Origin of the sequence: Methanosarcina horonobensis HB-1 = JCM 15518 (assembly GCF_000970285.1) — an archaeon.
GTDB lineage: Archaea > Halobacteriota > Methanosarcinia > Methanosarcinales > Methanosarcinaceae > Methanosarcina > Methanosarcina horonobensis.
This window is the reverse complement of the sequence record NZ_CP009516.1, coordinates 4,571,936-4,588,394: the sequence shown is the minus strand read 5'-3', so window position 1 is coordinate 4,588,394 and position 16,459 is coordinate 4,571,936. Positions and strand designations below refer to the sequence as shown.

Genomic DNA, 16,459 nt, shown 5'->3' with positions numbered 1-16,459 from the left:
TATTCTCAGATTAATAAGAAGTTTAGAGCTATTTTCATGATTACGGAATCAATTGATTATTCCAGGTTCGAGATTTAGAAAAGTAATTTTGATTTTCGGGATGAACTTATACGTAAACTTGTTCTTTCTATTTTTTTCCAATTTCGTTTTCTGTTCCAATCTGTTTTACCTTTTTGTTTCCTTTTAACTCACTTTTCTTTCACCCATTATTATTCGATCTTGTCCAAGCATCTCCAGAATCTCAAGCAGCCTCCTTTTGCGTCTGTTTTCTTCTTTTATCTCAGAGAAATAGGCTTCCCATTCCTCTTTTCTTCCGCTGGCTTCCAGGGTTTCCTTTATTTTCCGAAGGTATGCGGACGCCTCTTCATATGAACTCACTTTTGTTTCTGAAATCAGCCTTTCTGCAAGTGTTTTCCATATCTCAAGCGCGACTTCAGGATATTTTTTCTTTACTGAGTTTGCAATCTCATTCCCTGGGACCAGGTGCCAGTATTCTTCGGATTCTTTTCCGCTTTTTTTAAGTTCCTCATACCAGTGGACAACTTCCTTCTGGTCTTCTTCCTGAATTGCTATCTTTATTAAAAGATCAAAGGCTGGGGTTTTGATTTTCTTTAATGAGCCGGATTCCAGAAGTCCTGTCTTCGGGAGAGTGCCGGGGAGAATTGAAGCTTCCTCTTCAGTTTTGAACTTCCCGGCTTTGACCTTGGTTGTTTTAGCCTGCCCCTCTGGTAGCTCTCCGTTTTTCAGGTATCTTAGAATAGCTTCCAGGATTTCCTGCCATTTTCCTGCCTTCTTTGATGTTTCCCGTACGCTGAGATAACGATCAATCTCAGGAGACCTGAAAAACTCTTCTGTTTCAAGGGCAGCCGCAAAAAGCCAGTCCTCTTCTTTTTCTTTGATTTCGAGCAGGATCTGCCAGAGCTGATAAGCAGTTTCGGGTTCAAATTCCCTGGTTTCTTTGATTCCCCTGTAAATCCACTCTTCTGCCTTCGTTTTCTGCCCCGAGTCAAGCAGCACCCTGACAAGCCGGACATAATTTCCTGTTTTTTCGGCTTCACTTTCACAGATGGGAATTATCTCCTCAAAAATCCCGGCTTTTCCAAGGGCATCAATCAGCCTGTCAACTGCGTAGTCCCTTTGCCAGGATAGACTGTAGATAGTATCTTTTATCCTGTCAGCTTCCTCCAGCTTGATTTTCAGGGCTTCTGCAAAACGCTTCCATTCTTCAGGAGTAAAATCTTTTTCCCAAAAAGCGTGTTCATTAAGAGTGTTGTAGTTATCTCTTAACTCAATTTCGAGCATATAGAGCATTTTCTCGTGGGCAGGGAGGGAGGATCGAGCCAGAGCCTCAAACACGATGTCCATGCAGAAGGATATTTTTGTTCCTATCTCCCCTTCTTCATCATACTCCGCTATTTTTTCGTACCTTTTCATCAATTCTTTTCCGATATCAAGCAGTTCATCAGGCTGTCCCGCGTCAAGCAAGCTCTCTAATCCTACCTGCACATCTAAAAAATCAGGCATGTCAATTTCGTAACTTGCATAATCTAAGTTCCCGGTTTCTTCCAGAAGCTCGTCAAGTTCGGAATAAACTTCCCCTACAATACCTTCTATATCTTCTGCTGCAAGACTCTGCCTATCTCGAAGGTACCTGCCAAGAAGATCATCTTTTTCTGCAAACGCCACCAGTATTTCGATCAGTTCTTTTTTCGTCAGCTGCTCAAGGTACTCGCGGAGAGCCATGGCTGAGGGTTCTTCAGCTCTGTGGACATGAGTTTCAGCTCCAGTATATTCCTGTCTGGCTTTTGCAACGAAAGGATCTTCTTCGGAAGCAAGGGGAACCTTTTCTCCCTGCTCTGCAAGTTCGAGATATTCAAGTACGGCTGCAACCCCATGTTTGCAGTTGTGTCCTACAGGGCAGGTGCAGATAGAACTCAACTTTCCCTGTTTCAGGGTAACTTCTGTGAAATAATCAGTTGTCCCTTCTACACGGGCTACGAGGCTGCCTTCAGTGGTTAGCTGAAGCTCTTTTACCCGTCCTTCTTCCTGGTATTTTATTCCCTTTGCAGTTGCCTTCCCTCCTGCCCAGTCCTGCAGGTCACTCCACTTTAATTCTTTAAAGGGATCGGAATCTTTGTTTTCTGATGGCATAAATTATTATTTTGATCTCGTCATATAAAAATAGGAATTATGAAGTATCTCTAGTGTACGAATATGGTTTTTTGTCCTGCCCTCTGATGCGCTTTTCAAGAAGTCCGTACACTGCAGGGCTGTAAATAACTTCTCCCCTGGCGTTGTAGCGTGAACCATGGCAGGGACAGTCCCAGGTTTTCTCAGCATCGTTCCAGGAAACAGTACATCCCATATGTCTGCAGGCAGGATTGAGCGTATAGAGTACTCCCTGCGGATCCCGGTATACCGCTACCTTTTCTTCTTCCCCTTTTTCAATAACAGTCCCCTGTCCGGGTTCAATTCCGGATACATCTTCCATAGAAAACTGAGATTCCTGTCTGGATCTTGAAGGATCGTATACCTCAGTCCATGGGTTGTCCCTTCCAAGGATCGTATCCGTAAGAATCATTGCTGCAGCAGTGCCTGCAGTCATCCCCCACTTCTTAAATCCGGTTGCCAGATACAGATGCTCGCTGTCCGGAGTAAGCCTGCCAATAAGTGGAACATTATCTTCAGGCACGACATCTTCGGTCGACCAGTGGTAGTCGATGGACCGTACCCTATAGACCGATCTTACCCAATCCTCAAGATGCCCGTAGTGCTCATGTGTGGGGTTCCCATATCCTGCATGATGTCCGTCCCCAACTACGAGTACCATCTCGCCTTTTTCTGTAGGTTGCGAGCGCAGAGACCTCGCTGGTTCCTCTGCATTAATAAACATGCCCTCAGGGAACGGTTCTTCTATATATGCCCCTAGTACATATGACATCGATTGTTTAAGTTTTTTGAATAACTCTCCAGGCTTATCCACAATCGGGAAACGTGTTGCCTGAATTATATTCTCCGCCTTTATGTTTCCTCTATCTGTTTTTACAATAACGGGCCCTTCCCCTTCGATACCGAGAGCCCGGGTTTTCTCATAGATATGGCAGCCGTCACCCTCAATTTCTCTTGCAAGGGCACAGAGATATTTTCTGGGATGGAACTGGGCCTGATGGCTGAACCGTACCGAGCCATAGGTTTTAAAAGGAAGCGGCAGGTCTCCCTCGAATGAAGCCGGAATGCCAAGGCTCCGGGCTGCACGAACTTCGTCCAGGATCTTCTGTGCGGAAGCCTCAGAACCTGCGTAGACATAAGCAGGTTTGTAAGAAAAGTCGCAGTCAATATTCCATGAACGAACAATATATTCAATCTTATCGATTGCTGCCTGGTTGGAATCAGCATACTGTTTTGCCTGCCCTCTTCCCAGCTCCGATATAAGGCTGTCATAGATAAGGTTATGCTGGGAGGTGATTTTTGCAGTCGTGTGCCCGGTTGTACCTCTGAGAATCCTGTCTGCCTCAATAACTGCAACGGATACTCCAGCTTCCTTTAAAAGAAAGGCTGAGGTAATTCCAACTATCCCTCCCCCAATTATCGCTACGTCAACCCTAATGTCTCCTGAAAGAGCAGGATAGTTTGATTCCGGAGTAGTTGCCACCCAGTAAGACTCTGCTTTTCCAGGGAGAGTATATCCTGTTTCATTCCTATTCGGCATTTCTATTCCCCCTTCCTTTATTCTCTAATTTATAGTGCAGTGACTCATTCCTCAACTTTCTTTTCCGAAAGCCCGGAAACGGCAGGACTGTGAATAACCTCTCCTGTTGCTTTATAGCGGGAGCCGTGACAGGGGCAGTCCCAGGTCCTTTCGGCGTCATTCCAGGATACGATACATCCCAGGTGTCTGCAGGAGGGGTCAAGAGTGTGGAGCATTCCTTCCCGATCTCTGTATGCTGCTACTCTTTCGCCTTCTATTTTGACAATCTCACCCTCTCCAGGTATAATCTGCGATGCCTCTTTATGAACAGGGAGTATTCTATCTCCTACAAAGGCTTTGCTAGCCTCAGCAACCTGTGAGAGGATGTTTTTTGCCGATTCAACCAGTTTGAATCGCGAAGGATCGTACACTTCTTCCCAGGAGTTGGACTTCCCAAGGATCATATCCGTAAGAATCATTGCTGCGACCGTACCTGTGGTCATGCCCCATTTTCGGAATCCCGTTGCCAGATACGAGTTTTCGCTTCCTGATGTCAGCTGACCAATGTAAGGAACATGGTCAATACTTATGGTATCCTGAGTCGACCAGCGGTAATCAATGGAATTGACGGAATAGATAGATCTTACCCATTTCTCGAGGTTTTGGTAGTGATCAGTTTCATGATTTCCCTCTCCTGTTCTATGTCCCTCTCCGGTCACAAGCACAAGTTCTTCCCCCTCTGTGCGCTGTGCCCGGAGAGACCTGACAGGTTCTTCGGCGTTTATGAACATTCCTTCTGGGAAAGCTTCACCAATGCGAACTCCGAGCACGTATGAGCGAGATTGGTAAAGACGCTCAAAAAACAGCCCGGGTCTGTCATGAATTGGAAAATGAGTTGCCTGGATAACCTTCTGCGCTTTTACGGTTCCTCTATCCGTTTTTATGCTTATGGGGTTCTCCCCTTCTATTTTCAATGCTCTTGTGTTCTCAAAGATGTGACATCCGTCCTCATGAATCTCCCTTGCCAGTGCACCAAGGTACTTTGTGGGATGAAACTGCGCCTGATGATTGAAACGGACCGCACCGTATATCTCAAAGGGCAGGGGCAGGTTTTCTTCAAACGAAGCCGGAAGCCCGAGTTTCTGGGCTGCCTGGACCTCATTTCGTATTTTCCCAACCGAATCTTCAGAGCCTGCATAAACGTAGGCAGGTTTACGGACAAAATCGCAGTCTATCTTCCTTGAGTTTACTATGGAAGCTATTTTCTCTATGGCTGCCTGGTTGGACTCTGCGTACTGTTGTGCCTGCCTTCTCCCGAATTTTGAGAGCAGGCGGTCGTAGATCAGGTGGTGCTGGGATGTAATTTTGGCTGTGGTGTGGCCTGTCACCCCTGTCAGAATGCGGTCTGCTTCGATCACTGCCACGGATTGCACACCTGCTTCCTTCAAAAGGAAGGCAGACGTAATTCCTACTATTCCACCCCCAAGAATTGCAACATCTACACGAATATCTCCGGAAAGAGGAGGATATTTTGACTCTGGCATAGTAGCCTTCCAGTAAGATTCTGCCCTGCCGGGAAGAGTATAACCAGTTTCCTTTTGATCTGCCATATCGGTCACCGTACTATTTTCTAAGGTTGCACCTCGTGAGTTTTTCTCATGGAACTGCCTTCCCAGTAGACGGTATAACTATCAGGAGCTTGTTCACGTTCCGTATAACCACTTTGCTAAAGGTGTTCCCCAACATCTATCCTCAAACAGATACCATAAAATTATCCAATTAAATGTTATAAAAACTAATAGTAATATTAACTCAGGTATTATTAACTCAGATATTCTTCGTTAAGGAGAGTTAATCAAAAAAGACTGGAATTTTAAGATTTATCTGCCTCGGACGAGTTTGATCAAACTAGACACGTTAACTGAAATTGAATCAAATATTTTCAAAGTTGGCTGTGGGTGTTATATGAGGTACTTAATATTTTTAAGAGGAATACCCGGATCAGGCAAATCGACCTTTGTTAAAGAAAACAGGCTTGAGCCTTATACCATTTCCTCAGATGAGGTCAGGCTTCTTATAAAGCCTCCGATACTGTCTGTTACCGGACAAACCATTATCTCCCAGAAAATTAATCGTAGAGCCTGGGGACTTATCTACTCTCTTATTAAATGCCGCATGGAAGAGGGAGAGCTCACAATCCTGAATGCAACCAATGCGGGAAACGCAGATATTGCAAAGTACAGGCAGCTTGTCAAAACTTACAGGTATGAGACTTTCTGTGTCGATTTTACGGATGTGCCGCTTGAAGTTGCAAAGGAAAGAAACAGGAAAAGGCCTGCATATGAGATTGTACCTGAGGCTGTAATCGAGGATATGTACTCTATAATAGAAAGGCAGAGTGTGCCTTCATTTGTAAAGGTGATAAAACCTCATGAATTTTCTGAGAAATTACAGTACAGAATTACTGATTTTTCCCATTATAAAAAAATCCATCACATCGGAGATATAAATGGCAGTTATACAGCCCTTATGAAATATCTGACGTGCGGACTGAACGACAGTGATCTGTATATTTTCCTTGGAGATTACGCAGGCAAAGGCACCGGAAATGCCAGGGTCATTAAGTTCCTGATCTCAATTCTGTGCAGAGATAATGTAATTTTGCTTGAAGGGGATAATGAAAAATGCCTTTGTATTCCGGCAGCCGGTAAAGAGCAGTCCCGTATATCAGAGTTCGCGGACACTTTATGTCTTCTGAAAGAACTCGAACAGGCAGGAACTTCTGAGAAGGACATCCTTGAACTATACCGGAAAGCAGTACCTTGCGTTTATTACGAATTTTGTAATAAATACGTGCTCGTAACACACGGTGGACTTAGTAACCTTCCTGAAAACCTTACTTTTGTGGGAACCGAACAGATGATTAAAGGAGTGGGAGACCCTGAGCATGCGTTTCTGATCGCTGAAAATTTTAACAAAAACACAAATGAGAACGCATATCAGATCCATGGCCATAGAAACCCTGATAATCTTCCGATAAAAAATGGCAGAACATTCAATTTATGCGATGAAAGCCAGAATGAAGGATTCCTTAGAGTTCTAACCCTTGACAGAGAAGGGTTTAAAGAATACTGCATTCAGAAAAAAAATTAGTCGAATCTCAGTCTTGAGTTGTTAAGCTTACGGACTGGACAGCATCTTTATCAAATAGAGCTCGTTTCTTCAAAATTATGGCCATAGCTGATTGAGCCTGAAGACCCGCGCTCCTTCAGAGATGAAGAATATAATGTAAAGCAGTGTTCAGGCTACTATAAGGGAGAGCTTGACTACAGGATCAGGTGCAGGGATGGGAAAGGTACAGGGACGGGAAAATAAAATGGATGCATAAGACTTACCAGAAAGTCCCGGGTAAGGAAGGGAAGCCAGATGTGTATAACGGCATAATATACGAGGTCACTGAGAGAAAAGAAACTGAAGAAAACCTGGCAAAGGTCGAGATAGCTCGAAAAAAAGAGGTTCACCACAGGATAAAAAACAACTTGCAGGTAATTTCATCTATGCTTGACTTTCAGGCTGAGAATCTGGAAGATGAACGAACAAAAGAGATTCTCAGGGAAAGCCGGAATCGAATAATGTCGATTGCTTTTATCCACAAGGAACTTTACAGGAATAGGAAGTTAAGCAATGTTGATCTCTCGACCTATCTTCGAGTGCTTGCTGAAAATCTTCTGGATGCTTACGAAATTAGAGATTTCAGGATCAATTTATATATATGGAAATTGAAGAGAAAATTTTTTTGATATCGATACCGCGGTTCCTCTGGGGATTATAATCAATGAGATCTTTTCCAACTCTCTGAAGTATGCCTTTCCGGATAGAAAATCCGGAGAAATTCGTATAAGACTCGTAAGAGAAAAAGAAAGAGGACTTGAGCGCAATAACTGGAGTAAAAGGAAAAATCAAGGTTTCAAAGGGAATGCAAGTTTTATCCTTACTGTCTCGGATAATGGAGTGGGAATTCCCGAAACTTTTGATCTCGAAAAATCTGAAAGTCTTGGACTTAAGCTCATACGTGTCCTGGCGGATCAGCTGGATGAAAATGTCAGGCTTAACAGAAATAACGGGACAGAGTACATTATTAAGTTTGCTGCAGGACCTGCATAATTAAAAATTAAAGAGCTGGATACTAAAGCTGAACACATACAGCTTTAGTTAACTCTACATAGCTCGCTTATACTTTGAAGAAAACTCTTCTTAATCTCTGCCTGCTCTGGATGCTAGTTTTAAGCTGCACATCCATTTGCCAATAGTATTTACTATCATAAAGCAATCGGGAAAGCAAATGGCTCTGTAGTAACCATACCTTTAATTGTTAACCGATAAAATAGGAATCAATCTGTATAGAACATAGATAATGAGCATAAGTAGACAGATCCCTAATACCTTTGATTCGGTATCAAGTTGAAACATACTTAGAATAGGCAATCTTCCTATAAATATTTACGTAGTCGCATTCAGATTATGGGGTTAAAGGTTTTTATATCCCCTATACACTTAAATACTCCTTCCATTTATAATAGCAGTTAATATATAACTAATTAGGGATTAGATTGGTCATGGCTTTACTAAATGGCGATTTGGAAAAAGTGGAGCGGGCAGACTCCAAAAAAAAATTTATTGATGATATTGATCAGGTGGCAAAAGAAATAAGCTGGATAATTGATAATCTTCCAGTAACTATTTTTAGAGTTTCGAATGAGTCTTCGTGGCCTATACACTACATAAGCAAAAGTGTAGAAACACTCACTGGCTACTCTACAACGGACTTTCTTTCTCAAAGATTAACTTGGTCAGATATCGTTTTTCCGGAAGATATTCCTCAAATCGATGCGGCTATAGAAATAGCAATGAAAACCGGAAATCCTTATCAGGTTGAATACAGAATCAAAAAATCCAATGGTGAAACAGTATCCGTTCAGGAACAGGCTCATTTAGTGAACGATGAGCATGGAAACATGGTTTATATTGATGGTATGTTCCTGGATGTAACTCCGCAAATAAGACGAAGAGAAGAATCCCAAAGAGCAATTGTCAGCAGCATTCCAGCTCCATCACTTGCACTTTATGTAGATATTTCTGGAAAAATAAAGTACATTAATGATTACTTTCTGGAAGTCTGCAAATTTAAGAGTGCGGATGAAGCCATCGGGAGATCTCCTTCTGAATTACTAGAGACTAATTCCAGAAGAACTCTTGCTGAGAAAGTAATGGAAACAGGAGAAGGCATTTATAATCTTGAGAAATCCTTTAAATTCAAGTCTTTAGATAAACCTCTGTTTACAGTGATCTCAGCTGTGCCAATAAAAGACGAGACTGGAACTATTGTTGGCAGTCTCATGGTTATAACTGATATGACCGAGCTGAAAGACAGGGAAAAAGAGGTTAAGGACCTCCTAGCTTATACCAACGATTGTTTGAGGAGTCTTGGAGATGGCATCAGAAGAATTAGGGAAGGCGATCTTAATACTCATCTCGAAAAGATCAAGGATGATGACTTTGGCGATACCTTTGATGAATTCAACAGGCTTGTTACTAATTTGAAAGTAGTCATAGAAAACATTCTTGAAAACATGCTTACTACTCTGGAAGATGCCCGGCAGTCTGAAGAAGCCGTCAGTCAGATGAATATGGGCATGCAGCAGATTTCAACTGCTGCAGAGCAGATTGCAACCGGTTCGGAGAACCTTTCCAGGCATGCAGGTACAGCAGCTTCTGATATAAAATCTTCCCAGGAAATCTTCAGAAAGCTTAGCGACTCTTCCACCAAATCCTCCAGTTATGCTTCCCAGGCAGGTAAAACCAGCGACGAAGCCCAGGGCCTCAGCAATATGGCTCTGGAAGAAGTGGAGCAGCTTGTTGCAGAAATTTCCAAACTTGGAGATATCGTCCACTCTCTCGACGATGCGGTGAATAATATCGGTGCCGTTACAGGGAAAATCAAGTCCATTGCTGACCAGACTAACCTTCTTGCCCTGAATGCAGCCATCGAAGCTGCAAGAGCCGGCGAGTACGGCAGGGGATTTGCCGTTGTTGCTGATGAGGTTAGAAAACTTGCTGCCGATTCGAGAAAGAGTACCGATGAAATTAATGGGATTGTCACAAATGTCCAGAAAGAGACCAAGAAAGTGACAGAAGCTATTAACACCGCAGACGGTCAGGCTAAAACCGGAAGCAAGAACATTAAACAGGCGTTGAATAAAAGCCATGAAATTGCCACTGCAGTTGCCACTATAAACTCCATGCTTGATGAACTGGACAGGCTTGCAGAAGAAGGCCTGGGTATAATTGAAAACATTGAGAAAAGCATCAGTGAGACTGCATCAACAGCTGAAGAAAACGCCGCAAGCAGTGAAGAAACCTCAGCTGCTATTGAAGAACAGACAGCTGCAATGCAACAGGTTAGTACTTCAGTGCAGAATGTAAGCGTGCTTGCCCAGAAAACAGTTGACTCTTTATTGGAGAACTTCAAGGTCTCGGGAGAAAAGAAAAACAGTCAACTATCTTCTGAAAAACCTCAGGATTTTAACAGAAAAAGGAACTTAAATAGACACTGAATATTCAGTCCGCAATACAGGGTATGAGATTTTCTCCATCATATCCTGAAAGTACTTTTTTGATTCTATGTAGCTAATTTTCAAGTACAAGACTTTTAAGAAGCCTAATAAGTTTCAATCCTGTTTTTTAAGGGTTCTTAAGTCTTAAAAGCTAAAATAAAGCTTCTTTTTTAAATTAAATCGATTTAGATCCTTATTTTCTGAAAGTATGTTTATATCTAAGCCTGCTTATTTCATGATTGTCAGCAGGTTGAGAGCCTGCAAGACAAATAGAATAGATCAACACAGGACAAAAACAACTCAAAAACAAGACAAACGAAAAAACGGAGTTAAAGATCAGAGTTAAAGATCAGTAACGGAAGTATAACTATGAAAATAAAAACAAAGGTACTAAATTCAATTTACCGTTTTTCGGCGGTAATGTTGGTATTATTCATTCTCCCTTCAGGAGCTTTTGCTTCAGAAAATAAACCTGCATTTATTCCTGCAGAGAATATAACTGATGAGAATTTCGCAGATGTTCAGGCAGAAATGCTCGACTCTATCAGTGAACAAATTGCCGAACTTCAAAGCTTCTATACTAATGTAAGTGAAGCATCCGGTGCTTCCGAACTTCAAGAAGTTCTGTCCAGCCGTGTGCCGGCAAATAGGTGCGGGCCTGATGGAATGAATATGGGACAGGCTAGAATGAATCACGGGACCTTTGGGATGCCCGGATTATTCGGCTTCGCCCAGATTGAAAACTTAACTGAGGAAAACTTTACCGATGCCCAGGTAGAAATGGTTGATGCCCTTGAAAATATGACTGAAATGCTTAACAGTCAGCTGGATAACACTACTGATGAAAATATGACTGAGATGCTCAATGAACAGATAACTGAGCTTGAAACCCTATCCAGTGAAATAAGTGCGGCTTCCGGTGCAGAAGAATTGCAGGACGTTGTATTCACCTATATACAGGCCCAGGCTGTTGACTCACTCGAAATGGAAATCGGACACCTCGAAGAAATGGTGAGCAACAACGAAAACTCAACCGATGAAAACATAAGTGAAAGCCTTAGTAGCAGGATCACGGAACTCAATGCTCTGATAGAAGAGATAAACGGAGCAGAGTCTCTTGAAGACCTCATGGAACTTATATCCTCTTCCGAGGGAATGCCCGGGATGGGAGTTAGAGGTCCGATGCAGCACGGAGGCTCTGATTGTCCCATGGGTCCTGGAAAGATACCTGAAAACAGTGCAGATAATAGCACTGAAGCCTGAGTTTTGACAGATCCGAACATCTGACAAAATGATATGAAAAGTTAAAAAGTAAACAGGAGATGATAAAAAACTGAAAGGATGGAAAGTTAGAAAGGAGATGATAGGGGAAACCGGAAAGGAATGATGCCAGGATTCATCTTCCCATCCCTTTTCAAGGTAACTCAAAGATAAGCACCCCGAAACATACCGAACAGCCTCACCTCAAATTGTATTACCTGCTAAGTATCAAATATACCTCCTCTATCTGGTTCTGGAGAACTGAGTGACCAGATGAAAACTCTACTACCGGATCAGTAAACAACAAGACCAAAATTCTGAGAAATAAAAAATTTTACCATTAAGTCATCTCCTTTCTCTTTCTTTTTGGATTTCTTATCCGGTTTTAGTTTTTTTTCGGTACTGTAGCCCTTTTAATTCTCTCTTTTTAATACTCCATTAATTTTTCTCTCTTATGAATGCTATAGCTTATAGGATCGAGTATTGCTGTCAAAATATGGCAGTTAAGCTAAGCTTAACGAATTATGGAAAAAATTATAGAAAATATTTGTATTTCTATTAATGGCTGTATTTAGTTCCATCTTTAAGGAACAGTTCTCAATATCTCTATCCAAGATTATCACGTTAAACTAGATTTTCATTTTTTTACAACATACAAAAATATTTGCCAAAAAATGACAGAAAAGTTAATGCGATCAAATTCTTCTCCAGGATAACTTGTTTCAAAAGAATGATTTGAGAATTCACCTATTATTATATATTAATATTGCGCATCATTATATATTTAGAAATATATCCTTTTGTGATCAAATTTGATTTTATCCCTTACAAATTTATTTAGTGACTGAATCTTCAACCTTATACTCCATGAACATTATAATTTAGTCACTGATTTCTTTCCGTTCACACAGTATGCGGCTATATTCATACATCTAAGGAGTGAAATGTAAGTCAACTACCCCTCCCTGCCCGCCGATGCGGTCGAGGAATGAGCTTGAAAGATAGCCCTGGTTGACCAGATCACCAATAGGAGTAAAGAAAATTGGTAGACGATGTGGAAGAATCTATAGTTACCTTCAAATGTCGCCTCAGTTTGAAGCTCTGAGGATACAGGTTAAAAGTCCTGAAGGGTAGGGACGGTGCCTGTGTCATTAAACCTTCTAACATCCGATCGAGAGGAAGCCGAATTCAGGTTTTGACTCCACAAAACTTGATACGCATAACCCCTAGAAATAGGAGGAATTACAAATATTTGTGTTTGTACTTAACAAAAATCAAAAACCGCTGATGCCAACTAATCCTGCAAAAGCAAGAATTTTGCTTAAAGCAGGTAAAGCAAAAGTGGTCAGTAGAATTCCATTTACTATTAAGTTAACTTATAACAGTAAGGGTTATACTCAACCTGTTGTTGCAGGAATGGATTCTGGCTCCAAGAAAATAGGCTGTGCTGCAGTTGGAAATGGAAAAGTATTGTATCAATCTGAAGCTGAAATCAGACAAGATGTATCCGCAAAAATGAAACAGAGAGCTATGTACAGGAGAACTCGAAGAAGCAGAAAGACCAGATACAGACCTGCAAGATTTGATAATAGAAGAAATTCGTTAAGAGAAGGACGAATACCACCTTCTATTCGAAGCAAACTTGAATCTCATTTCAGAGAAAAGAAGTTTGTTGAATCGATTCTGCCTGTAACAAAGTGGGGAGTGGAACTTGCTTCCTTTGATATTCATAAGATAACAGATCCAAGTGTTTCAGGTATTGAGCATCAAAATGGAGATCAAAAAGGGTTCTACAATTTGAAGGCATACATCCTTAATAGAGACAAACATACTTGCCAGCATTGCAAAGGCAAATCAAAAGATCCTAAGTTACATTGTCATCACATTATTTTTAGATCACAGAAAGGTACGGATACTCCTAAAAACTTGATTTGTCTATGTAATACCTGTCATGATGCATTACATAGAGGAGAGTTTCAACTATCCGTAAAAAGATCGAAAACAAAACATGCAACTGAAATTGGAATTATCAAATCCCAAATTAAGAAATCAGATTGGAATTTCATAGAAACTTTTGGATACGAAACTAAATACAAAAGAGAACAAATGTTAGAGCTTCCAAAAACACATTATTTCGATGCTGTTTCAATATGCTGTAACGATCAAAAAGTGGAACTTGAAGATATTTTCTACCTGAAAAAACATGTTAGTAAAGGAGATTATCAGCAGAGAACGGGAAAAGATCAGAAAAGAAGATTCCAACTGGTAAATTGTTTGGGTTAAGAAAATTCGATTTGATTAAAACTGAATACGGAGCTGGTATTGTAAAAGGTAAAAGATCTACTGGCTATTTTGCTATAACTGACATTTTTGGAAATAAGATTCATAATAGTGTTAATGTAAAACGAAACTGTGAACGATTGAGGGCCAGGACAACTACCCTAATTGAACAGAAAAATAATCCCGGTAGAGTTGACACATTCCTCTCCCACCTGTAGGGCTGCACCCTCCGAGGAGGGAGTCTCCTGCTTATGAGGATGAAAGGGGGGAACAGAGCACATTCATTACTTTTAGTTTCAATAGTTCTTCTCTCGCTTTTAATTGTCTTTTCACTTACCGGGTCCGCAGTTACTGCGCAGAATGACCTGTCTGCTGAATATGCATATGTTCCAAATGAGAAAAGTAACACTGTTTCTGTAATTAATACAACAACCAACACTGTTGTCTCCACGGTGACTGTAGGAAATGTTCCTGTGGGAGTTGCAGTAAGCCCTGATGGAACAAAGGTGTACGTAACTAACTTCGGTAACGATGAAATTCCGGGACGCACTGTTTCCATAATTGACACAGTTACCGAAGAGGTTACACCCATGAATGTAGAAGAAGGCAAACCAGGTAAACCTTCTGGAATTGCGGTTTATCCGTATGGACAAAAACTATATGTGGCAAAATTTTTAAATGAAAAAGTTCGTGCAGTTGACCTGATAACCAGCAGTGTTCTTGATATACATACAGGAAAAGATCCCTTTGGAGTTGTAATCACTCCTGACGGATCAAGGGTATATGTGACGAACAGAGGCGATAATACTGTTTCTGTAATTGATACGGCGACAGATAATGTTACAGTTAATATAAATGTGGGAGAAGCTCCTTATGGAGTTGCAGTCAACAAGAACGGAACAAAAGTATATGTAACGAACATGAATAGTGACAATGTCTCTGTAATTGATACTTTAACTAACAAGGTTATAGCCGATGTAAGCGTAGGAAGATATCCTCACGGAATTGCAGTTACCCCGGATGAAAAATGGGTATACGTGGCGAACCATAATACTCCTATCGGTTCAGTTTCTGTGATTAATGCGGCCACGAACAATGTTACGGATACAATAATTGTAGGAACATCCCCTTGCGGAGTCGCAGTCAATAGGGATGGAACAAAGGTATATGTGACAAATTCCGGCAGTAATACTGTTTCTGTAATTAGCACAAAAACCAATACCGTTATAGATAAGGTGGATGTGGGAATGTGTCCCTCTGGTTTAGGTCAGTTCATTTGTTCTGTTCCGGGATCCCGGATAGAAACCATAACCACTTTAACTTCTTCACCCGACCATTATTCAACCAGAGACCCAATAACGCTTACTGCTACAGTTAATACAACATCTCAGGGAACAGAGAGGCCTTCAGGCACAGTCACTTTTATTGAGGGAAACACATCCATAGGAACTGAGACTTTAAGTTCCGGTCAGGCAATTTTAACAATTTCTCCCCTTTCGGTTGGCTCGCATTCAATAATAGCAAGATACAGAGACAATGATAATAGATTTAGACCCAGCACATCATCTTCTTTGACACTACTGGTAGAGCATCCTGCTATAGAAACTACTGAAGAGAGTCCGATAATAGAATTTATTATTGCGGTAATTAGTGGAATTATTGTCACATTAATTGGTATCCTTGCACAGAAGAGACTTTCCTCAAAATGATCTCCTTGATTCTTTTTCAGCATAGTTTCTATTCTCTCATACCTTCTGCCTTTTTGCCCATCCTATCCTCCGCTCATGAGCCATTTTCATCAGGAAATCCTCTGCGGCTTCAGAAGAATTACAATATTCATGCCAAAGCCAGCCGCCCGGCTCTTCAGGCACCACAATGATTCCTTTTTTCTCTGCAACGCCCTCAAGGATTATCAGCGCAGCTTCTTCCGCTGGAATTGCATCTTCAGGGGCTTCCACCTCTTCATGGACCGGGCCCAGTATCGGCTTTTTCCAGATGCGCGAAACGACAGCGCTGGGGCATGTCACCGAGAAATGAATGCCTTCTTCTGCAAATTCGTACCGCATGCTTTCACTCATCCCGACCACTGCATATTTTGTGGCGCAATAGAGAGCCTGGAATGGGAACGGTACCAATCCAGCAATGGAAGCCGTGTTAACGATGTGTCCTCCACCCTGAATACGCATAATTGGCAGTGCGGCATTAATGCCGTATATTACACTCCAGAGATTGACATCAATGATAGACTTCCAGTGCTCAAGCGTGGCGTCAACGGTCGGCATTGTTCCCCCGATCCCTGCGTTATTAAATAAAAAATCAATTCTGCCTTCTTGGGCGACCATATCCTGAACAGCCTTATCCACTTCAGGTTGTTTTGTCACATCAACAAGCAGAATACGAATCTGTCATGCATATGCGTCAAGATTCTTAGCCGCTGACTCCAGGCTTTCTTCATTTCGGCCAGCCATGAAAACTATTGCTCCTTTTTCCAGCAGCGCTTCGCTTATCGCATAGCCGATTCCGGAGTTTGCACCGGTTACCAGACAACATTTATCCTTGAAATACTCTTCAACCCCTATTTTCACTCCCCCTTCTACTTTTCATAAGTTCTGTTTTG

Annotated in this window: 10 protein-coding genes and 1 pseudogene; 7 read left to right on the top strand and 4 right to left on the bottom strand. The window is 41.7% G+C overall.

From position 1 onward, the window contains the following. Positions 1-183: 183 nt before the first annotated feature. Genes MSHOH_RS19930 through MSHOH_RS19920 form a run of 3 tightly spaced genes read right to left on the bottom strand, consistent with a single transcriptional unit; the run spans position 184 to position 5,298 of the window. The gene (locus tag MSHOH_RS19930; RefSeq protein ID WP_048142302.1) at positions 184-2,151 is read right to left on the bottom strand and encodes an SWIM zinc finger family protein; all 1,968 of its coding nucleotides are present in this window, start codon (positions 2,149-2,151) and stop codon (positions 184-186) included. Positions 2,152-2,188: 37 nt separating this feature from the next. Next, positions 2,189-3,709: an FAD-dependent oxidoreductase gene (locus tag MSHOH_RS19925; protein WP_048142301.1), complete on the bottom strand. Its 1,521-nt coding sequence runs from the start codon at positions 3,707-3,709 to the stop codon at positions 2,189-2,191. Positions 3,710-3,753: 44 nt separating this feature from the next. Then, positions 3,754-5,298 carry an FAD-dependent oxidoreductase gene (locus tag MSHOH_RS19920; protein ID WP_048142299.1) on the bottom strand — a complete coding sequence of 515 codons (1,545 nt, stop codon included), beginning with the start codon at positions 5,296-5,298 and terminating at the stop codon, positions 3,754-3,756. Between the two features lie 355 nt (positions 5,299-5,653). Between MSHOH_RS19920 and MSHOH_RS19915 the strand changes: the two genes are divergently transcribed. The 7 genes from MSHOH_RS19915 to MSHOH_RS19890 all read left to right on the top strand — a co-directional run bounded on the left by MSHOH_RS19915 (position 5,654) and on the right by MSHOH_RS19890 (position 15,551). Further along, entirely contained in the window at positions 5,654-6,841 is a 1,188-nt protein-coding gene (locus MSHOH_RS19915; RefSeq protein WP_048142297.1) for an AAA family ATPase, read from the top strand. Positions 6,842-7,026: 185 nt separating this feature from the next. Next, positions 7,027-7,488, top strand: a complete 462-nt coding sequence (locus MSHOH_RS22410; protein WP_052730948.1) for a sensor histidine kinase — start codon at positions 7,027-7,029, stop codon at positions 7,486-7,488. Position 7,489: 1 nt separating this feature from the next. Then, positions 7,490-7,852 carry an ATP-binding protein gene (locus MSHOH_RS23260; protein ID WP_082089434.1) on the top strand — a complete coding sequence of 121 codons (363 nt, stop codon included), beginning with the start codon at positions 7,490-7,492 and terminating at the stop codon, positions 7,850-7,852. Positions 7,853-8,304: 452 nt separating this feature from the next. Further along, positions 8,305-10,302 carry a methyl-accepting chemotaxis protein gene (locus tag MSHOH_RS19905; RefSeq protein WP_048142296.1) on the top strand — a complete coding sequence of 666 codons (1,998 nt, stop codon included), beginning with the start codon at positions 8,305-8,307 and terminating at the stop codon, positions 10,300-10,302. A gap of 369 nt (positions 10,303-10,671) precedes the next feature. After that, a complete protein-coding gene (locus MSHOH_RS19900) occupies positions 10,672-11,565 on the top strand; it encodes a hypothetical protein (RefSeq protein ID WP_048142294.1) in 894 nt (297 codons plus the stop codon). Between the two features lie 1,284 nt (positions 11,566-12,849). After that, positions 12,850-13,845: an RNA-guided endonuclease IscB gene (gene iscB / locus MSHOH_RS19895; RefSeq protein ID WP_239451075.1), complete on the top strand. Its 996-nt coding sequence runs from the start codon at positions 12,850-12,852 to the stop codon at positions 13,843-13,845. Between the two features lie 248 nt (positions 13,846-14,093). Next, complete coding sequence (locus tag MSHOH_RS19890) at positions 14,094-15,551, top strand: Ig-like domain repeat protein (RefSeq protein WP_052730947.1); 1,458 nt, start codon at positions 14,094-14,096, stop codon at positions 15,549-15,551. A gap of 36 nt (positions 15,552-15,587) precedes the next feature. Here the strand turns inward: MSHOH_RS19890 and MSHOH_RS19885 are convergent. After that, a pseudogene (locus tag MSHOH_RS19885) lies at positions 15,588-16,427 on the bottom strand (SDR family NAD(P)-dependent oxidoreductase). Positions 16,428-16,459: the final 32 nt, after the last annotated feature.